19 protein-coding genes and 1 other annotated feature are annotated in these 18288 nt (G+C 38.9%); all 19 genes read right to left on the bottom strand.

The window, feature by feature from the left end:
* Window positions 1-31 precede the first annotated feature (31 nt).
* The gene (rpsG, locus tag G5W_RS0108295) at window positions 32-502 is read right to left on the bottom strand and encodes a 30S ribosomal protein S7 (protein ID WP_010095777.1); all 471 of its coding nucleotides are present in this window, start codon (window positions 500-502) and stop codon (window positions 32-34) included.
* Between the two features lie 50 nt (window positions 503-552).
* Window positions 553-972, bottom strand: coding sequence for a 30S ribosomal protein S12 (rpsL, locus tag G5W_RS0108300; RefSeq protein WP_010095779.1), 420 nt, complete (start codon window positions 970-972; stop codon window positions 553-555).
* A gap of 130 nt (window positions 973-1102) precedes the next feature.
* Window positions 1103-1357, bottom strand: a complete 255-nt coding sequence (locus G5W_RS0108305; protein ID WP_010095781.1) for a ribosomal L7Ae/L30e/S12e/Gadd45 family protein — start codon at window positions 1355-1357, stop codon at window positions 1103-1105.
* 192 nt (window positions 1358-1549) lie between these two features.
* On the bottom strand, window positions 1550-5155 hold the full coding sequence (rpoC, locus tag G5W_RS0108310; protein WP_010095782.1) for a DNA-directed RNA polymerase subunit beta': 3606 nt from the start codon (window positions 5153-5155) through the stop codon (window positions 1550-1552).
* A gap of 134 nt (window positions 5156-5289) precedes the next feature.
* Window positions 5290-8826: a DNA-directed RNA polymerase subunit beta gene (gene rpoB, locus G5W_RS0108315; protein WP_010095783.1), complete on the bottom strand. Its 3537-nt coding sequence runs from the start codon at window positions 8824-8826 to the stop codon at window positions 5290-5292.
* Window positions 8827-9247: 421 nt separating this feature from the next.
* Window positions 9248-9850 carry a class I SAM-dependent methyltransferase gene (locus tag G5W_RS0108320; RefSeq protein WP_010095784.1) on the bottom strand — a complete coding sequence of 201 codons (603 nt, stop codon included), beginning with the start codon at window positions 9848-9850 and terminating at the stop codon, window positions 9248-9250.
* Window positions 9851-9951: 101 nt separating this feature from the next.
* Complete coding sequence (rplL, locus tag G5W_RS0108325; RefSeq protein WP_010095785.1) at window positions 9952-10317, bottom strand: 50S ribosomal protein L7/L12; 366 nt, start codon at window positions 10315-10317, stop codon at window positions 9952-9954.
* Between the two features lie 57 nt (window positions 10318-10374).
* Window positions 10375-10875 carry a 50S ribosomal protein L10 gene (rplJ, locus tag G5W_RS0108330; RefSeq protein ID WP_010095786.1) on the bottom strand — a complete coding sequence of 167 codons (501 nt, stop codon included), beginning with the start codon at window positions 10873-10875 and terminating at the stop codon, window positions 10375-10377.
* 39 nt (window positions 10876-10914) lie between these two features.
* Window positions 10915-11045 (bottom strand) — a sequence feature (ribosomal protein L10 leader region).
* Window positions 11046-11093: 48 nt separating this feature from the next.
* Window positions 11094-11786 carry a 50S ribosomal protein L1 gene (rplA, locus tag G5W_RS0108335; RefSeq protein ID WP_010095788.1) on the bottom strand — a complete coding sequence of 231 codons (693 nt, stop codon included), beginning with the start codon at window positions 11784-11786 and terminating at the stop codon, window positions 11094-11096.
* A gap of 172 nt (window positions 11787-11958) precedes the next feature.
* Window positions 11959-12384, bottom strand: coding sequence for a 50S ribosomal protein L11 (gene rplK / locus G5W_RS0108340; RefSeq protein ID WP_010095790.1), 426 nt, complete (start codon window positions 12382-12384; stop codon window positions 11959-11961).
* Window positions 12385-12534: 150 nt separating this feature from the next.
* A complete protein-coding gene (nusG, locus tag G5W_RS0108345; protein WP_010095792.1) occupies window positions 12535-13068 on the bottom strand; it encodes a transcription termination/antitermination protein NusG in 534 nt (177 codons plus the stop codon).
* Window positions 13069-13263: 195 nt separating this feature from the next.
* Window positions 13264-13437, bottom strand: coding sequence for a preprotein translocase subunit SecE (gene secE / locus G5W_RS0108350; RefSeq protein WP_010095794.1), 174 nt, complete (start codon window positions 13435-13437; stop codon window positions 13264-13266).
* Window positions 13438-13490: 53 nt separating this feature from the next.
* Window positions 13491-13640: a 50S ribosomal protein L33 gene (gene rpmG, locus G5W_RS23225; RefSeq protein ID WP_010095796.1), complete on the bottom strand. Its 150-nt coding sequence runs from the start codon at window positions 13638-13640 to the stop codon at window positions 13491-13493.
* Between the two features lie 70 nt (window positions 13641-13710).
* On the bottom strand, window positions 13711-14361 hold the full coding sequence (gene sigH, locus G5W_RS0108355; RefSeq protein ID WP_010095797.1) for an RNA polymerase sporulation sigma factor SigH: 651 nt from the start codon (window positions 14359-14361) through the stop codon (window positions 13711-13713).
* Between the two features lie 123 nt (window positions 14362-14484).
* The gene (locus G5W_RS0108360) at window positions 14485-14994 is read right to left on the bottom strand and encodes an NYN domain-containing protein (protein WP_010095798.1); all 510 of its coding nucleotides are present in this window, start codon (window positions 14992-14994) and stop codon (window positions 14485-14487) included.
* Between the two features lie 2 nt (window positions 14995-14996).
* Complete coding sequence (gene rlmB / locus G5W_RS0108365; RefSeq protein WP_010095799.1) at window positions 14997-15740, bottom strand: 23S rRNA (guanosine(2251)-2'-O)-methyltransferase RlmB; 744 nt, start codon at window positions 15738-15740, stop codon at window positions 14997-14999.
* Window positions 15740-16138, bottom strand: a complete 399-nt coding sequence (locus G5W_RS0108370) for a Mini-ribonuclease 3 (protein ID WP_010095800.1) — start codon at window positions 16136-16138, stop codon at window positions 15740-15742. The genes rlmB and G5W_RS0108370 overlap by 1 nt, the downstream gene beginning before the upstream one ends.
* A 3-nt stretch (window positions 16139-16141) precedes the next feature.
* Entirely contained in the window at window positions 16142-17542 is a 1401-nt protein-coding gene (gene cysS / locus G5W_RS0108375; RefSeq protein ID WP_010095801.1) for a cysteine--tRNA ligase, read from the bottom strand.
* A gap of 3 nt (window positions 17543-17545) precedes the next feature.
* Window positions 17546-18193, bottom strand: a complete 648-nt coding sequence (cysE, locus tag G5W_RS0108380) for a serine O-acetyltransferase (protein ID WP_010095803.1) — start codon at window positions 18191-18193, stop codon at window positions 17546-17548.
* Window positions 18194-18288: the final 95 nt, after the last annotated feature.

The raw sequence follows: 18288 nt of genomic DNA on the forward strand, positions 1-18288 counted from the left end.
TCTCCTTCCTGTTAAAACCTTTATTTTTATATTACCAACGATAGTGAGCAAACGCTTTGTTCGCTTCTGCCATCTTGTGCATATCTTCGCGTTTTTTAACAGCTGCTCCAGTGTTGTTAGAAGCATCAAGAATTTCATTAGCTAAACGTTCTTCCATTGTCTTTTCACCGCGTAGGCGTGCGTAATTAACAAGGTAACGTAATCCTAAAGTTTGGCGACGTTCTGGGCGTACTTCTACCGGTACTTGGTAGTTTGAACCCCCAACACGACGTGCGCGTACTTCAAGTACTGGCATAACATTCTTCATTGCTTGTTCGAAAACATCCATTGGATTTTGTCCGCTGCGTTGTTCTACTAGTTCAAAAGCGTTATAAAGAAGCTTTTGTGCTACCCCACGTTTACCATCAATCATGATTTGATTGATTAAACGAGTTACTAGTTTTGAATTATAAAGTGGATCTGGCAAGACATCGCGCTTAGGTACTGGTCCTTTACGTGGCATATGTCCCCCTCCTTTCCTGTATCTTGATGTTAAGCTATTTAGCTTTTAGATTATTTTTTCTCTTTAGGGCGTTTTGTACCGTATTTAGAACGACCTTGCATACGGCCGTCTACTCCAGCAGTATCAAGCGCACCACGAACGATGTGGTAACGTACCCCAGGTAAGTCTTTTACACGACCTCCACGGATTAGTACTACACTGTGTTCCTGTAGGTTGTGTCCAATTCCAGGAATGTATGCAGTTACCTCCATGTTGTTAGATAAACGAACACGAGCATACTTACGTAGGGCTGAGTTCGGTTTCTTTGGAGTTAGTGTACCAACACGAGTACATACACCACGTTTTTGTGGAGAGTTTTCGTTTGTTAGAGACTTCTTAAAGCTGTTGTACCCTCTGTTAAGTGCTGGTGAGTTAGATTTCTTAGGTTTGTTTGTACGACCTTTACGTACAAGCTGGTTAATTGTAGGCATTTTGTTTTTCCTCCCTTCTTATTGGGTCATAGAATTTAGAGCTAGTAATCACCTGTTTTGTAAACCCACACATCCAGGCGGTTCATCTTAGTGCAAAAAACAAAGCTTTCACGGTTTCACACCGCCAAAACTACCATTTCTTTATTGCAACTGTTGATGCGCCAACATCAATACCACATGCGGCACCTAGCTTTTTCTTGGAATCAACACGTAGACAAGGTATGTCTAGCGTTTTAGCTAATTCTTCTACTTCACGTGTTATATACCGATCAGCATCTCCGGCAATATACACTTCACTTATTTGGCCATTTTTCATAGCCTTAAGTGTTTGCTTCAATCCAATAATTGTTTGCGATTTTACTTGTTTTACTTTTTCATAAGACATTGTATATCCTCCAAAGTAATCACACAAGCTAGAAAGTTAAGTAGCTTTCTTAACTGACAAGTATAAATCGGAAGCACCTTGAATATATTATCATTCTCGTTTTTTAATGTCAACTCAATTTGATAATATTTTTTAAGATGCTCCCAAATTTATTCTTGTATTTTAATCTAGTTTCCGCATTGTAACCGTAGTTTATTGAACTGGCTGTTCCAGCTCTTCCACTACTTCTTCTTCGTCTGTATTAGGTAAATCGATTTTACGATAGCGTTGCATACCTGTTCCTGCAGGGACAAGCTTACCGATAATTACGTTTTCTTTAAGTCCTAGTAATTCATCACGTTTTCCTTTTATTGCAGCATCCGTTAACACTCTTGTTGTTTCTTGGAATGATGCCGCAGATAAGAAGGAATCTGTTTCTAAGGAAGCTTTTGTTATACCGAGTAATACCGGTCTTCCAACCGCCGGTTGATTACCTTCAGCAAGTACTTTGCGGTTCGCTTCTTTGAATTGATGTAGTTCCAGTAATGAACCTGGTAGTACATCTGTATCACCAGCATCAAGAACACGAACTTTACGAAGCATTTGACGAACCATAACTTCGACGTGTTTATCACCGATTTCTACTCCTTGCATACGGTATACGCGTTGCACTTCACGTAATAGATAATCTTGTACTCCAGCAACACCCTGTACGCGAATAAGTGCTTTAGGGTCGATTGAACCTTCTGTAAGTTCTTGACCAGCAATCACTTCATCACCTACAGACACTTTTAGACGAGCATTATATGGTACAGCGTATGAGCGTTGTTCTACTTCACCCTGGATTACAATTTCCTGTTTGTCTTTCACTTCATGAATTTCTAGTACCGTACCGTAGATCTCACTAATTACAGCCTGACCTTTCGGGTTACGAGCCTCGAACAATTCTTGAATACGTGGTAAACCTTGTGTAATATCATCTCCTGCAACCCCACCTGTGTGGAAAGTACGCATTGTTAACTGTGTACCTGGTTCACCAATTGATTGTGCAGCGATAATTCCAACTGCTTCTCCAACTTCCACTTCAGAACCAGTTGCTAAGTTGCGGCCATAACACTTCTTACATACACCGTGTTTTGTATTACATGTAAACACTGTACGAATCGTTACTGTATCAATTCCAGCTTCCACTATTTGTTTCGCTTGATCTTCGGAGATAACCGTATCGAATTCTACGATAACCTCTTTCGTTTCCGGATGAACAATCTTTTCAAAAGCAGTACGTCCAACTAAGCGATCAAATAATGGTTCGATGACTTCGTTACCATCCATTAAAGCACTTACCGGTAATCCACGGTCCGTTCCACAATCTGTCTCACGAACTATAACATCTTGCGCCACGTCAACTAGACGTCGAGTTAAGTAACCAGAGTCTGCTGTTTTTAATGCTGTATCGGCTAATCCTTTACGCGCACCGTGCGTAGAGATAAAGTACTCTAGTACTGTTAAACCTTCACGGAAACTTGATTTGATTGGCAACTCAATAATTCTACCAGCTGGGTTAGCCATCAAACCACGCATACCAGCTAACTGTGTGAAGTTAGATGCGTTACCACGTGCTCCTGAGTCACTCATCATAAAGATAGGGTTACGATTATCTAATGACTTCATCAGACGTTCTTGGATATTATCTTTAGCCTGAGTCCAAATAGCAATTACTCTGTCATAACGTTCCTCTTCCGTTACTAAACCACGACGGAATTGTTTCATGACATTATCTACTTTTTTCTGAGCTTCATCTAGGATTTCCTGTTTTTCAGGTAATACTACGATATCAGAGATACCTACTGTCATACCTGCAGTAGTAGACATAGCAAAACCTAGATCTTTCATACGATCAAGCATTTTAGATGTTTCGGTAATCTTATAACGCTTGAATACTTCGGCGATAATATCACCTAGGAAACCTTTTTTGAACGGCTTAATGATTTCACGTTTTTTAATTTCCGCTTTAACATCCGTACCTTTAGCTACAAAATATTCTACAGGTGTGCGTTCTTCTAGATTGGTTTTGGTAGGCTCATTAATATATGGGAACGATTCTGGTAGGATTTCATTGAAAATCAACTTACCTACAGTAGTTAACAATAATTGTTTATTTTGTTCCCCTGTGAAAGTCTTGTTATTTAGGTTTGATGCTTGAACTGCGACACGAGTATGCAAATGAACATAGCCGTTTTGATAAGCAATTCTTGCTTCATTAACATCATTAAACACAGTTCCTTCACCAATCGCACCTTCACGTTCTAATGTTAAGTAATAGTTACCTAATACCATATCCTGTGATGGTGTAACAACCGGTTTTCCATCCTTAGGATTAAGGATGTTCTGTGCAGCAAGCATTAGTAAACGAGCTTCAGCCTGAGCTTCAGCTGATAACGGTACATGGACCGCCATTTGGTCCCCGTCAAAATCTGCGTTGTAAGCCGTACATACTAGTGGATGCAGACGAATTGCACGTCCTTCAACTAGAGTCGGTTCGAATGCCTGAATACCTAATCTGTGAAGAGTAGGGGCACGGTTAAGAAGAACTGGATGTTCTTTAATAACATCTTCTAGTACTCCCCAAACGTCTGGGTGTACTCTCTCAATCTTACGTTTAGCAGACTTAATATTATGCGCAATTCCTCGTTCCACTAACTCTTTCATAATAAATGGCTTGAATAATTCCAATGCCATTTCTTTCGGTAATCCGCATTGGTACATTTTTAAGTTTGGACCTACTACGATTACAGAACGACCAGAGTAGTCTACACGCTTCCCTAATAAGTTTTGGCGGAAACGTCCTTGTTTACCTTTTAGCATATGAGAAAGTGATTTTAGTGGTCGGTTACCAGGTCCAGTCACAGGACGGCCGCGGCGACCATTATCAATAAGAGCATCAACAGCCTCTTGTAGCATACGCTTTTCATTTTGAACAATGATACTTGGTGCTCCTAAATCTAATAAACGCTTCAATCGATTGTTACGGTTAATAACACGTCGATAAAGGTCGTTCAGATCAGAAGTCGCAAAACGTCCACCATCTAGTTGTACCATCGGTCTAATTTCCGGTGGGATAACCGGAAGAACATCTAATATCATCCATGATGTTTCGTTTCCAGAATTACGGAAAGCTTCTAATACTTCTAGACGCTTAATTGCTCTCGTTCTACGTTGTCCTTGAGCTGTTTTTAATTCTTCCTTCAAAGCATCTACTTCTTTATCAAGATCGATATCTTGAAGTAGTTTACGGATTGCTTCTGCACCCATTTGAGCTTTGAATGTATTACCATATTTCTCGTAATAAGCACGGAATTCTTTTTCAGAAAGCAATTGTTTTTTCTCAAGTGGTGTGTTACCAGGATCTGTAACAATGTAGGCAGCAAAATAGATTACTTCCTCCAATGCACGTGGAGACATGTCTAAAACAAGCCCCATACGACTAGGGATCCCTTTAAAATACCAAATATGAGAAACCGGTGCTGCTAATTCAATATGTCCCATACGCTCACGACGTACTTTGGACTTCGTAACTTCAACACCACAACGATCACAGACTACACCTTTATAACGAACTCTCTTATATTTCCCGCAATGACATTCCCAGTCCTTTTGTGGACCAAAAATACGTTCACAGAATAAACCATCTTTTTCTGGTTTTAGTGTACGGTAGTTAATTGTTTCTGGTTTCTTCACTTCTCCATAAGACCACGAACGGATCTTTTCTGGTGAAGCTAAACCTATTTTCATAAATTCAAAGTTATTTACATCTAACAAGGGTATACCTCCCTTTAATGTCTGTTATCAAATGGATTACTGATTAATGAGATATGGGGGAAAGATTAGAAAAACTTGCATTCGCTCGTTCTTTTGCAAATGTACAAGTACTCCTCGTCAATTCCCCACCTCAATTAACTTTCTTCTACTTCTAAGTTTAGCTTGCTAGCTGCTTGTGTTTCTTCCTCTTCTAAATCACGCATTTCAATTTCTGATTCATCTCCAGCAAGAATCTTCACATCCAAGCCAAGACTTTGTAGTTCTTTAATTAATACTTTAAATGATTCTGGCACTCCTGGTTCTGGAACATTTTCACCCTTAACGATAGCTTCATATGTTTTCACACGTCCAACAACATCATCCGACTTAACAGTCAGGATTTCTTGAAGTGTGTATGCAGCACCATAAGCTTCTAATGCCCAAACCTCCATCTCACCGAAACGCTGACCACCGAATTGTGCTTTACCACCTAGTGGTTGCTGTGTTACTAATGAGTATGGTCCAGTCGAACGCGCATGTAGCTTATCATCAACCATGTGTGCAAGCTTAATCATGTACATGACACCAACTGACACGCGGTTATCAAATGGTACACCGGTTCTACCGTCATACAGAATGGTTTTTGCATCCCTTGGCATCCCTGCTTCTTCCAGTGTATCCCATACATCTTGCTCATTTGCACCATCAAATACTGGTGTAGCAACATGGATACCTAATTGTCTCGCAGCCATACCTAAATGCAATTCAAACACCTGTCCGATGTTCATACGAGATGGTACCCCTAGTGGGTTAAGCATGATATCAACCGGAGTTCCGTCTGGTAGATAAGGCATATCTTCCTCAGGTAAAATACGAGAAATAACCCCTTTATTACCGTGACGTCCAGCCATCTTATCCCCTTCATGAATTTTACGCTTTTGAACAATATATACGCGAACTAATTCATTAACACCTGGTGGTAATTCATCTCCATCTTCACGGTTAAAGATTTTAACATCTAAAACAATACCGCCTGCACCATGTGGTACGCGTAATGAAGTGTCGCGGACCTCACGTGCTTTTTCACCAAAGATCGCATGTAATAGACGCTCTTCAGCAGAAAGCTCTGTTACCCCTTTAGGCGTAACTTTACCAACAAGAATATCGCCATCAGAAACCTCTGCACCAATACGAATAATTCCTTGTTCATTAAGATTTTTAAGAGCTTCTTCCCCTACGTTCGGAATATCTCTTGTAATTTCCTCTGGTCCAAGCTTCGTATCGCGAGCTTCTGATTCATACTCTTCTATATGAATGGATGTATAGACATCATCTTTCACTAAGCGTTCACTCATGATGATAGCATCCTCATAGTTGTAACCTTCCCATGTCATGAAAGCAACAAGAACGTTACGACCTAGCGCAAGTTCACCCTTCTCCATGGAAGGACCATCAGCAAGAACCTCTCCAACAGTTACTCGGTTACCCTCGGATACAATTGGTCGTTGGTTATAGCAAGTACCTTGGTTAGAACGGATAAACTTTTGAAGTTTATAACGGTCTAAATCTCCTTTAACTTCCTTACCATCAACCTCTTTTACTCGGCGTACTAGGATTTCTTTTGCCTCAACTCGTTCAACGATTCCCTCATGCTTACAGATAATCGCAGCACCAGAATCTTTTCCTGATACATATTCCATACCTGTACCTACTATTGGAGCCTCAGGGTTAAGAAGTGGAACTGCTTGACGTTGCATGTTCGCACCCATTAGCGCACGGTTCGAGTCATCGTTTTCTAAGAACGGAATACAAGCTGTTGCCGCAGAAACTACCTGTTTCGGCGATACATCCATGTAATCTAGTTTTTCACGAGGTACTACAGTGTTCTCCCCGCGGAAACGTGCAACAACTTCACTATCTACAAATGTGCCGTCGTCGTTTAATCTAGCGTTAGCCTGTGCGACAACATAGTTATCTTCCTCATCAGCTGTCAAGTAATCAATTTGGTTCGTTACTTTACCAGTATCAGGGTCAACGCGACGATAAGGTGTTTCAATAAATCCAAATTTATTCACTTTTGCATAAGATGATAATGAGTTGATTAGTCCAATGTTCGGACCCTCTGGGGTTTCAATTGGACACATACGGCCATAGTGAGAATAGTGTACGTCACGAACTTCAAAACCAGCACGTTCACGTGTTAAACCACCAGGACCAAGGGCACTAAGTCTACGTTTGTGAGTTAACTCAGCTAATGGATTTGTTTGATCCATAAACTGGGATAACTGTGAACTACCGAAAAACTCTTTTATTGAAGCAATCACCGGACGGATATTAATCAACTGTTGAGGTGTGACGCTTGATGTATCTTGAATAGACATACGCTCGCGCACAACACGTTCCATACGGGATAATCCGATACGGAATTGGTTTTGTAATAACTCTCCTACAGAACGTAGTCTACGATTTCCTAGATGGTCAATATCATCCGTATCTCCAACTCGGTGTAAAAGGTTAAAGAAGTAACTGATAGATGCCAAAATGTCTGCAGGTGTAATATGTTTAACACTAGTATCGATGTTGGCATTACCGATAACAGTTAATACTCTTTCACCACTTGGATCGGTCGGATCAACAATTTTAATAGATTGGATACGAATCGGATCCTCTAACACACCATCATGTGGTTCAAGAATCTTTTCACCAAGTACAACTTCACTTTGCTCAATATAAGGAATGATTTTATCTAACAATCTACGTTCGACCTTATCTCCAGCTTGAGCCAATACTTCCCCAGTTTCCGCGTCAACAATTGGTTCTGCTAATACTTGGTTGAACAAGCGGTTTTTTAGGTGAAGTTTTTTGTTTATTTTATAACGTCCTACATGAGCCAAATCATAACGTTTCGGATCAAAGAAACGAGAGATCAGCAAGCTCTTTGCGTTCTCTACAGTAGGTGGTTCTCCTGGACGTAGGCGTTCATAAATCTCAAGTAGCGCCTTTTCTGTTGATTCGGTATTGTCTTTTTCTAACGTGTTAATTAAGTATTCATTCTCACCAATCAAATCAATAATTTCTTGATCTGTACCAAAACCTAGAGCGCGTAATAATACTGTAATTGGTAGTTTACGGGTACGGTCAATTCGGACATAAGCAACATCTTTCGCGTCTGTTTCAAACTCTAACCAAGCTCCTCGGTTCGGGATAACAGTAGCTGCGATACCTCTTTTTCCGTTTTTATCAATTTTTTCATTAAAATAAACGCTTGGTGAACGTACTAGTTGGGAAACAATTACACGTTCAGCCCCGTTGATAACGAATGTACCTGTATCAGTCATGAGAGGGAAGTCTCCCATAAAGACCTCTTGCTCTTTTACTTCGCCGGTTTCATTGTTAATCAATCGTACCTTCACACGAAGTGGAGCGTTATAAGTTACATCCCTTTCCTTTGATTCATCTACAGGGTATTTCGGTTCACCCAAGCTATAATCTACAAACTCAAGTGATAGATTACCTGTGAAATCCTCAATTGGAGAGATGTCTTGAAACATTTCTCGCAAACCTTCTTCCATAAACCATTGATATGAAGCGGTTTGGATTTCGATTAGATTCGGCAATTCTAATACTTCACTGATGCGCGCATAACTTCTGCGTTGGCGGTGCCGTCCATACTGAACTAGTTGACCTGTCAACTGCTTCACCTCTCAAATCATGCTTATTTTATTTATGGGACATAACCCATAGAAAAACATATATTGTTAGAAAACTTGTTTCTTAATAAAGAAACTATAGTTTTCAAAACTGATAATTGGATAGGATTTATGTACAAGCAATAAAACCACTTAGAATCAGTAACTATAATGATCCCACTTGCTGCGGCAAAATATCACTTGCCAACCCTAAAAATATGGGGTATTATTTTAAAATAGAAAAGTTACATCTTACCTTATCCTAGATGAATCAGAAAAATAGATAGAACGCACATAACCTCGATTCTATCATTGTTTCCGAAACCTGATGAATTATACACTTTTCCTCACTTCTTAAATTTCCTCTTGACAAGAAATCCCCATATTAGCATTTTATTATATTATCACATTTCCTAATAAGAAGTCAATCCTTTATAGAACGTAAAATATAATATCCCTTATTCCGTTCTACGGTTTCACAATTACCAAAAAGGCTTTCTAATTTCTCAATCGCTGAGGGAGCACCTTGCTTTTTCTGAATCACTACCCAAAGCTCACCGCCCTTAAGTAATCTTTCTTCACTACCTTCAAACATTCCGTGTACGACGCTTTTACCTGCCCTTATCGGCGGATTCGTCAGGACAACCGCAAACCTTCTATCCTCTAGATTCGAAAAACGATCACTCTGCACAAACTCAACATTGTGCACACCATTCATTTTTGAATTTTCTTCTGCCAATTGTAACGCACGCTCATTTACGTCAGCCATAACAATCTTTCGATCAGGAGCAGAATCTGCGATAGAAATACCAATAGGACCGTAACCACATCCAAGGTCTAATATATCACCTTGTGTTTCCGGTATTTCAAATGTATCGATTAGTAATCTTGTACCGAAATCTATTTCTTTTTTAGAGAAAACACCGACATCACTAGTAAATGTGAAATCCTTTCCTCTTAACGTATAATTCCATGTCATGGGTGAACTTTTTGATTGGGGTTTCTGTGAAAAGTAATGCTCAGTCATTCCAGCACCTACTTTAACTATATGTAATATTGAAGATTGATTTGTATAAATGTAGAGCCCGTCGAAAATAAACGACGAGCTCTGCTTAATTTTAAATAAAATTATTTAACTTCTACAGAAGCACCAGCTTCTTCAAGTTTACCTTTGATTTCTTCAGCTTCTTCTTTAGAAGCACCTTCTTTAACTGCTTTTGGAGCGTTATCTACTAGGTCTTTAGCTTCTTTAAGTCCTAAACCAGTTATTTCACGAACCGCTTTAACAACTTTAATCTTAGAAGCACCAGCATCAGTAAGTACTACGTCAAAATCAGTTTTCTCTTCAGCAGCACCGCCTGCAGCAGCTCCACCAGCAACAGCAACAGGTGCTGCAGCAGTTACTCCAAATTCTTCTTCAATAGCTTTAACAAGATCATTAAGATCTAGTACAGACATTTCTTTAATAGCATCGATAATTTGCTCTTTAGTCATTTTTATTTCCTCCTAATTTTGTTTTAAATAAAGACCATCTGTTGATTCAATATCAACTTACGCGCCTTGTTCTTCTTTTTGTTCTGCAACAGCTTTTGTAACATAAGCAAAGTTGCGCATAGGTGCTTGAAGTACGCTGAGTAGCATAGATAGCATACCTTCGTAGTTTGGTAGTTCTGCAAGTTCCTTGATTTGATCAAGTGTTACAATTTTACCTTCTAATACACCTGCTTTAATTTCTAGAGCTTCATGATCCTTAGCGAAGTTGCTTAGAATCTTAGCTGGAGCAATTACATCCTCTTTGCTGAATGCGATAGCAGTTGGTCCAACAAGCACATCGTTTAATTCAGTTAAGTTAGCATCTTCAGCAGCACGGCGTGACATTGTGTTTTTGTACACCTTAAATTCAACACCTGCATCACGAAGTTGTTTACGAAGTTCAGTTACTTCAGCAACGTCAAGTCCACGGTAGTCAACTAGAATAGTTGACTGGCTTTCACGGAATTTATCAGAAATTTCTTGTACAAGTTGTTGTTTCTTTTCCATTATTTTTGACATTGTTCCACCTCCCGTTAGTTTCGTTCATCATACCGTTCGAGTTTCATCAAAAGAGCCCTCATAAAGACATGAGGGCTCGAATAAACAAATTTATCACTTGTTCCAAACACCTCGGCAGGGTATTAAGCTAAGTTAGCACCTACTGTCTACGGTATAACGTATTCAATTCATCAACAGAATTCAGTATAGCGAATTCATCTTAAAAAGTCAATTACCAATTAACGGTAGTTTGAAACGTCTACTCTAATTCCAGGTCCCATAGTTGAAGTGATTGCTACATTCTTCATGTAAACCCCTTTAGCAGCTTGAGGTTTAACTTTCACAATTGTTTCAACTAGAGCTACAAAGTTTTCTACAAGTTTTTGGTTGTCGAATGATACCTTTCCGATAGGAACATGAATATTAGATTGTTTATCTACACGATATTCAACTTTACCAGCTTTAATTTCTTTAACAGCTTTTTCTACTTCGAAAGTTACTGTTCCAGTTTTAGGGTTTGGCATTAAACCTTTAGGTCCTAGTACACGACCTAATTTACCAACTTCAGCCATCATATCAGGAGTAGCAACGATCACATCAAAATCAAACCATCCTTGGTTGATTTTGTTGATTAAGTCTTGATCTCCTACATAGTCAGCTCCAGCAGCTTCAGCTTCTTTAAGCTTTTCACCTTTAGCGAATACTAGTACACGTTGTGTTTTACCAGTACCATGTGGTAATACGAAAGCTCCACGGATTTGTTGGTCCGCTTTCTTAGGGTCAACCCCCAAACGGAAAGCAACTTCCACTGTTTCATCAAATTTAGCTTTTGCAGTCTCTTTTAACAACGCAACCGCTTCGTTTATATCATAAGATTTAGAACGATCAATAAGCTTTACAGCTTCTTGATATCTTTTACCTCTTTTAGCCATTTAAATATCCTCCTCTATTGTGGTAATAACGGTAATACCTCCCACTTATAGAAGCTAGATTAGCTTCTATAAAGCTTGCGATACAATCTACGAATATCATAGATTGATGTCATGAAAAAGGTTGCGCGAGACGGGTGTCACCGCAACCTTTACTCCGTAACATATACTAGTATTAGTCTTCGATAACAATACCCATGCTACGTGCAGTTCCTTCAACCATACGCATAGCCGCTTCTACATCAGCAGCGTTTAAATCAGGCATTTTAGTTTCTGCAATTTCTCTTACTTTATCACGTTTTAACGTTGCAACCTTCGTTTTATTAGGCTCTCCAGAACCCGATTCTAAACCAGCTGCTTTTTTAAGTAAAACTGCCGCAGGCGGAGTTTTCGTAATAAATGTAAATGAACGGTCTTCAAATACAGTGATTTCAACCGGAATGATTAAACCAGCTTGATCCTGGGTACGTGCATTGAATTCCTTACAGAATCCCATGATATTTACACCAGCTTGACCAAGTGCAGGTCCCACCGGTGGAGCCGGATTCGCTTTACCAGCTGGAATTTGCAATTTAACTAATTTGATTACTTTTTTAGCCACGAGACACACCTCCTTAAAGTCCGTGATGTGGTAATTGGGGATTTTCCCCTCCCACTCATTTTATCATCCCTCTACTTTTTGAGGGCATGAATAACAAAAGAAGTTTAGCATGAATTTGAAAAAAATGCAAGGCCTTGCCAAAAGGTTGACTTATATTTTTTCTATCTGAGAGAAATCTAATTCAACTGGAGTTTCTCTACCAAACATATTAACATGTACTTTTACTTTTTGTTTATCCATATCAATTTGTTCGATAGATCCAGTAAAGTTAGAAAACGGTCCATCTGTTACGCGAACATTTTCTTTCAATTCGAAATCAACCTGGATAATTGGTTCAGACATACCCATACGCTTCAGAATAGCTTCCGCTTCTCCTGGCATTAATGGAGTAGGTTTCGTACCTCCACCACTCGAACCAATAAATCCTGTTACACCTGGTGTATTTCTCACCACATACCAAGAATCATCCGTCATGATCATTTCCGCTAGAACATATCCAGGAAACACTTTCTTTTTCAGTACTTTCTTTTTACCGTTTTTTATCTCTGTCTCTTCTTCCTCTGGGACAATCACTCGGAATATTTTATCTTCCATGCCCATTGTTTCTACACGTTTTTCTAAATTTGCTTTCACTTTATTCTCATAACCTGAATAAGTGTGAATAACATACCAATTTTTCTCCATTAAACTAGGACAACAACGCTGCCCTTCCCTCCCTTTCATCAGTAAAATCGGTTACTTCCGTCTTCAAACTTTTTTATTTTTAACATCTACACCGTTGCGGCAAATGCAAAAATTCATACTAAAAAAACCCGCAAATGTCGGGTTTTTACTAAAAATTCACTATTCATTTTTCATTATAGCATAATAATAGGAAATTTATTCAAAAAATATATTTAAAAATTGCGAAATACCTAAATCAACTAAACCGAAGAACAAAGCCATAAAGACAACTGTAGAAACAACTACAACGGTATAGCTTGTTAACTCCTTACCTTTTGGCCAGCTAACTTTTTTCATTTCTCTTGATACATTTTTCAAAAACTTAAACATGCTTGTACCCTCCCCAAACTCAACCTGAAGATGCGTAACTAGTTAGAATCAATTTATTTTGTTTCGCGATGCAATGTATGCTGCCCACATGTCTTACAATATTTTCGCACTTCCATGCGTGAAGTCTGCGTGGATACATTTTTATTTGTTGTATAGTTTCTGCTCGAACATATTGCACACGCTAATATTACTTTTTTCGTCATCGTTTCACCCCGTAATTCGGGTTATTCCTCATATAAATGTAGCACGCTTGTCCAGTTGTGTCAATGTTACCTACAAATTCACTTCATTTGTTTCCATTAGATGCTCTAACTTTCTTTTTACACGTTGGAGTGCGTTATCGATTGATTTAACATGCCGATTTAAATCCTCTGAAATCTCTTGGTAAGTTCGTCCTTCTAAATAAAGTTGGAGAACTCCCCTTTCAAACTCACTAAGTAATTCCGATAGTTTCAATTCCATATCGCCAAACTTTTCTTGATTGACCAGTAATTCTTGAGGATCAATCGCTTTGGAACCAGCAATCACATCCAGTAATGTTCGATCTGATTCTTCATCATAGATAGGCTTGTCCAACGAAACATAAGAGTTCAATGGAATATGCTTTTGTCTAGTAGCCGTTTTGATTGCCGTAATAATTTGTCTTGTAATACACAGCTCAGCAAACGCCTTAAAGGATGTCATTTTTGTCTCATTATAATCACGGATTGCTTTGTAAAGGCCAATCATTCCCTCTTGAATAATATCCTCTTTATCCGCTCCTATTAAAAAGTACGTTCTGGCCTTTGCTCTGACAAAGTTTTTATACTTATGTATTAAATAGTCTAATGCCTGATTATCCCCTTGTTGGATTAGCTCCAATATCTCGTCATCATCAAGCGTCAGTAAATTGTCGTTGTCCTTCGTTAAGTGCTTGATGTTCACTCGGAAAGCCCCCTTGACCAATAGTCAATTTTTAAACACATTATACAGTAAGCGCTTCGATAACTCAATAGCTTTAATTTTCAAAAACTTTTATCATCGTATAGAATGGGGAAATGTATATCACTACATTTCCCCTCTTCTCCATTTTTCAAACTTTTCCAGCACATCATCATTTAACGGTATTTTGGTTTTCGGCTTAGCCTTTTGGTGTTCCGAAACATTTGACGAAATCTCACGTTCGACATTCTCGAATTCAATCGCCAATTCTCTAGCAGATTTACGTAGTGCACCTTGTCCAAATGTAACACGTTGTTCTGTATAGTCTGATGTCGCAACATATACTTGTGTTTTCACATTTTTTAACTTCTTCACTAGTCGTTCAATACATTCATCCGCTGTTTCCTTTTCTTTCGTAAAAATTACCTCTACTCTATACTGCTTCAACTTACTTTCTATTCCACGAACATAATAAGCATCAAATACAATAATTACTCTGGCACCGGAGTATGCCTGATATTCTGCCATTAGCTCGATAAGCCGATCTCGAGCTTGACTCATATCCTTCTTCTTTAGTCGCCTGAGCTCTTCCCAGTCTCCAATAATATTGTAGCCATCTACTATTAGTACAACCATAATTAGTCACCGATCGGATATCTTTTTCGATACACCTCATACAGTAGTAAACTACAAGCAACAGATGCATTGAGAGAGGAAACCTCTCCCTTCATCGGCAAACTAACGGTCCAATCACATTTTTCTCGAACGAGTCTACTCATTCCTTTTCCTTCATTGCCAATAACAAGCGCAATCGGAAGCGTACCATCAAGTTTCCTGTAATCTTCTGTTGCTTCCGCTTCTGTCCCAACTACCCATATGTTCTGTCCCTTTAATTCGTCGATTGTAGTTGCGATATTGGTAACGCGTGCCACTGGAATATGTTCCAGTGCTCCAGCCGCAGTCTTAGCAACTGTCGCGGTTAACCCAACAGAGCGTCTTTTCGGTATAATAACACCGTGAGCTCCCGTTGCATCAGCCGTTCTTAAAATTGAGCCTAAATTATGCGGATCTTCTAACTCGTCCAATATAATAAGAAATGGATCTTCTCCTTTTTCCTTGGACCTTATCAACAAGTCATCAACGGTTACATACTGATAAGACGCTACATATGCCACAACACCTTGGTGGTTACCATCTGTTAATTGTTCTATTTTATTCCTTGGAACCTTTTGTACAATTGTTCCAGCATTTTTAGCTAGTTGAATTATTTTGCCTTGTGCACTATGGTTTAATTGGTCGGATATCAAAACTTTATTCACCGAACGTCCCGATTTAAGTGCTTCTGTAACGGGGTTTTTTCCAATAATTAATTCCTGATCCATTATCCATTCCTCCTTTCCAAGTATTGAATAGCTAACTGAATAAGTTCATGCAATCTACTTTCATTCTTTGCTAAGTAATGAAAACCTATTAAAGCTTCAAAGGCAGTGGAATACCGGTAGACTTGTACACTAGTGTTTTTTGGAACAGAGCCCGATTTAGCGTTTCTACCTCGAGCTACAATTCGTTCCTCTTCTTCTGTTAGTATTCGCTGCTCCAACCAATTCTTAATCACTGCCGATTGAGCTTTTGCTGAAACAAAAGTAATCGCTTCTTGATGAAGTTGATTGGGCTTTACCGTACCCTTTTCTAAAAGATGCTCTCTGACAAACACTTCGAATATAGCATCACCCATATAGGCTAGGGCTAGACTTTTCATTTGTCTAATATCTGTTTCCATTGACTAGCCCCTCTTCCAACGCACTCCCTGAGGTGTATCCTCTAAGATTATATTTTTCTCTTTCAATAAGTCACGAATTTCATCTGCTCTAGCGAAATTCCTTGTTTTTCGAGCTTCATTTCGTTCTTCGATTAATGTCTCAATTTCCTCGTCTAATAGTGACACGTTTCCTTCTAACTTTATCCCTAATATTTCCAAGAAGGATTTTAATAAATTCTGAAAAGCTTCAATCACTTCAGGTGAAGTATGTTTTTCATTCAAATATACATTTGCTTCTTTCGTTAAATCGAATAGCACAGAAATAGCATTAGCGGTATTAAAATCGTCATCCATTTCGGTTTCGAATTTCTTCCGGAGCGCAGAGATCTTTTCTAGCCACTCGGTTGTATTGTCATCTAGATTTGTACTTGAAGACTTTCGATGTCCTAGGTTTTGGTATGCCGTTTTAATACGTTCCAGGCTGTTCTTCGCAGACTCTAATAGTTCCTCTGAGAAGTTTATAGGGTGACGGTACTGAACGCTTAGCATAAAGAACCGAATGACATCCGGGTCGTGTTTTTCAAGTAAATCTCTCGTTAGCACAAAGTTCCCTAATGACTTTGACATTTTCTCATTATTAATATTAATATACCCATTATGCATCCAATAGTTAGCAAAGGTTTTTCCGTTATTTGCTTCTGATTGAGCGATTTCATTTTCATGATGTGGAAAAGTTAAGTCTTGCCCACCAGCATGAATATCTATTGTATCACCTAGATATTTTTTCGCCATGGCTGAGCATTCAATATGCCAACCTGGTCGTCCCAAACCCCAAGGAGAATCCCAAGAAATTTCTCCTTCCTTAGCGGCTTTCCACAACGCAAAATCTAGTGGATCATCTTTCTTTTCTCCGACTTGAATTCTCGCACCAGACCTTAGTTCATCTATAGATTGATGGGATAGCTTTCCATACTCTTCAAACGCTCTCGGTTTAAAATACACATCGCCTTCCGCTTCATAAGCATAACCCTTCTCAACTAGATTACTAATGAACACAATGATATCCTGCATCGTATCGGTTACTCTTGGGTTATAGGTAGCCTTTTTTACTCCCAATTTCTCTACATCTTCTAAATAGGCATCAATATAACGATTAGAGACAGCGAAAACATCTTCACCCAATTCATTTGCTCTCTTAATAATTTTATCGTCTACATCTGTGAAATTTAGTACATAGTCTACGTGATAACCCTTATACTCTAAGTATCTTCTGACTGTATCAAAGACAATGGCAGGACGAGCATTACCGATGTGTATATAGTTGTAAACAGTAGGTCCGCAGACGTACATACGAACCTTTCCATCCTCTATTGGTTTAAATTCCTGTTTATCACGGGTTAACGTATTATAAATCGTAATGGACATATCCTATTTCCCTTCCTTCAATGTTTTTATTTCTGCTTCTAACTTTTCAATTTCTGATTGCAGTTCTTTACATCGTTCCTCAACTGGGTCAGGTAATATATGATGATTTAAATCCTTTTGTACTTTTTTACCGTTTTGAACAACTACTTTTCCAGGAATACCTACAACGGTTGAATGATCTGGTACATCCTTTAAAACTACGGAACCCGCCCCAATCTTAGCATTCTCTCCAATTGTGATGGACCCTAGTACTTTTGCACCTGATGCAATTAAGGCATTATTTTTAACCGTTGGATGACGTTTACCCTTTTCTTTACCAGTTCCACCTAGTGTTACCCCTTGGAAAATGATGACATCATCTCCAATATCACAGGTTTCCCCGATTACAACCCCCATGCCATGATCAATAAAAAGTCTTCTTCCAATCTTAGCTCCTGGGTGAATTTCGATACCAGTAAAAAAGCGACTTATTTGAGATATGGCACGAGCAATAAAGAAGAACTTTCGTTTATAAAACCCATGCGCTATCCGATGTGCCCATACCGCATGCAAGCCTGAGTACGTAAGAAAAACCTCGAAATAAGTCCTCGCAGCAGGATCTTGTTCAAAAACAACATCCATATCTTCCTTCATTCGCTTAAATAACCCCATTGATATCCCCCCTGTACTATCTTTCACCTTCTGGAAACTTCATTTTTATTTACTAATACAATTCTAACGTAAAAAAAGCGCCCCTGTGTATAATA

It is taken from the genome of Ornithinibacillus scapharcae TW25 (assembly GCF_000190475.1).
Lineage (GTDB): Bacteria > Bacillota > Bacilli > Bacillales > Amphibacillaceae > Ornithinibacillus > Ornithinibacillus scapharcae.

Excerpts from the sequence above, each read along its gene's own strand:
- rlmB (WP_010095799.1), bottom strand. The coding sequence starts at position 15,740 with ATGGATCAGGAATTAATTATTGGAAAAAACCCCGTTACAGAAGCACTT.
- rplL (WP_010095785.1), bottom strand. The coding sequence starts at position 10,317 with ATGACTAAAGAGCAAATTATCGATGCTATTAAAGAAATGTCTGTACTA.
- rpsG (WP_010095777.1), bottom strand. The coding sequence starts at position 502 with ATGCCACGTAAAGGACCAGTACCTAAGCGCGATGTCTTGCCAGATCCA.
- rpmG (WP_010095796.1), bottom strand. The coding sequence starts at position 13,640 with ATGACGAAAAAAGTAATATTAGCGTGTGCAATATGTTCGAGCAGAAAC.
- G5W_RS0108305 (WP_010095781.1), bottom strand. The coding sequence starts at position 1,357 with ATGTCTTATGAAAAAGTAAAACAAGTAAAATCGCAAACAATTATTGGA.
- G5W_RS0108360 (WP_010095798.1), bottom strand. The coding sequence starts at position 14,994 with ATGGTTGTACTAATAGTAGATGGCTACAATATTATTGGAGACTGGGAA.
- rplJ (WP_010095786.1), bottom strand. The coding sequence starts at position 10,875 with ATGTCAAAAATAATGGAAAAGAAACAACAACTTGTACAAGAAATTTCT.
- secE (WP_010095794.1), bottom strand. The coding sequence starts at position 13,437 with ATGTTTAAGTTTTTGAAAAATGTATCAAGAGAAATGAAAAAAGTTAGC.
- G5W_RS0108320 (WP_010095784.1), bottom strand. The coding sequence starts at position 9,850 with ATGACTGAGCATTACTTTTCACAGAAACCCCAATCAAAAAGTTCACCC.
- cysE (WP_010095803.1), bottom strand. The coding sequence starts at position 18,193 with ATGGGGTTATTTAAGCGAATGAAGGAAGATATGGATGTTGTTTTTGAA.
- nusG (WP_010095792.1), bottom strand. The coding sequence starts at position 13,068 with ATGGAGAAAAATTGGTATGTTATTCACACTTATTCAGGTTATGAGAAT.
- rpsL (WP_010095779.1), bottom strand. The coding sequence starts at position 972 with ATGCCTACAATTAACCAGCTTGTACGTAAAGGTCGTACAAACAAACCT.
- cysS (WP_010095801.1), bottom strand. The coding sequence starts at position 17,542 with ATGTCCATTACGATTTATAATACGTTAACCCGTGATAAACAGGAATTT.
- rplA (WP_010095788.1), bottom strand. The coding sequence starts at position 11,786 with ATGGCTAAAAGAGGTAAAAGATATCAAGAAGCTGTAAAGCTTATTGAT.
- G5W_RS0108370 (WP_010095800.1), bottom strand. The coding sequence starts at position 16,138 with ATGGAAACAGATATTAGACAAATGAAAAGTCTAGCCCTAGCCTATATG.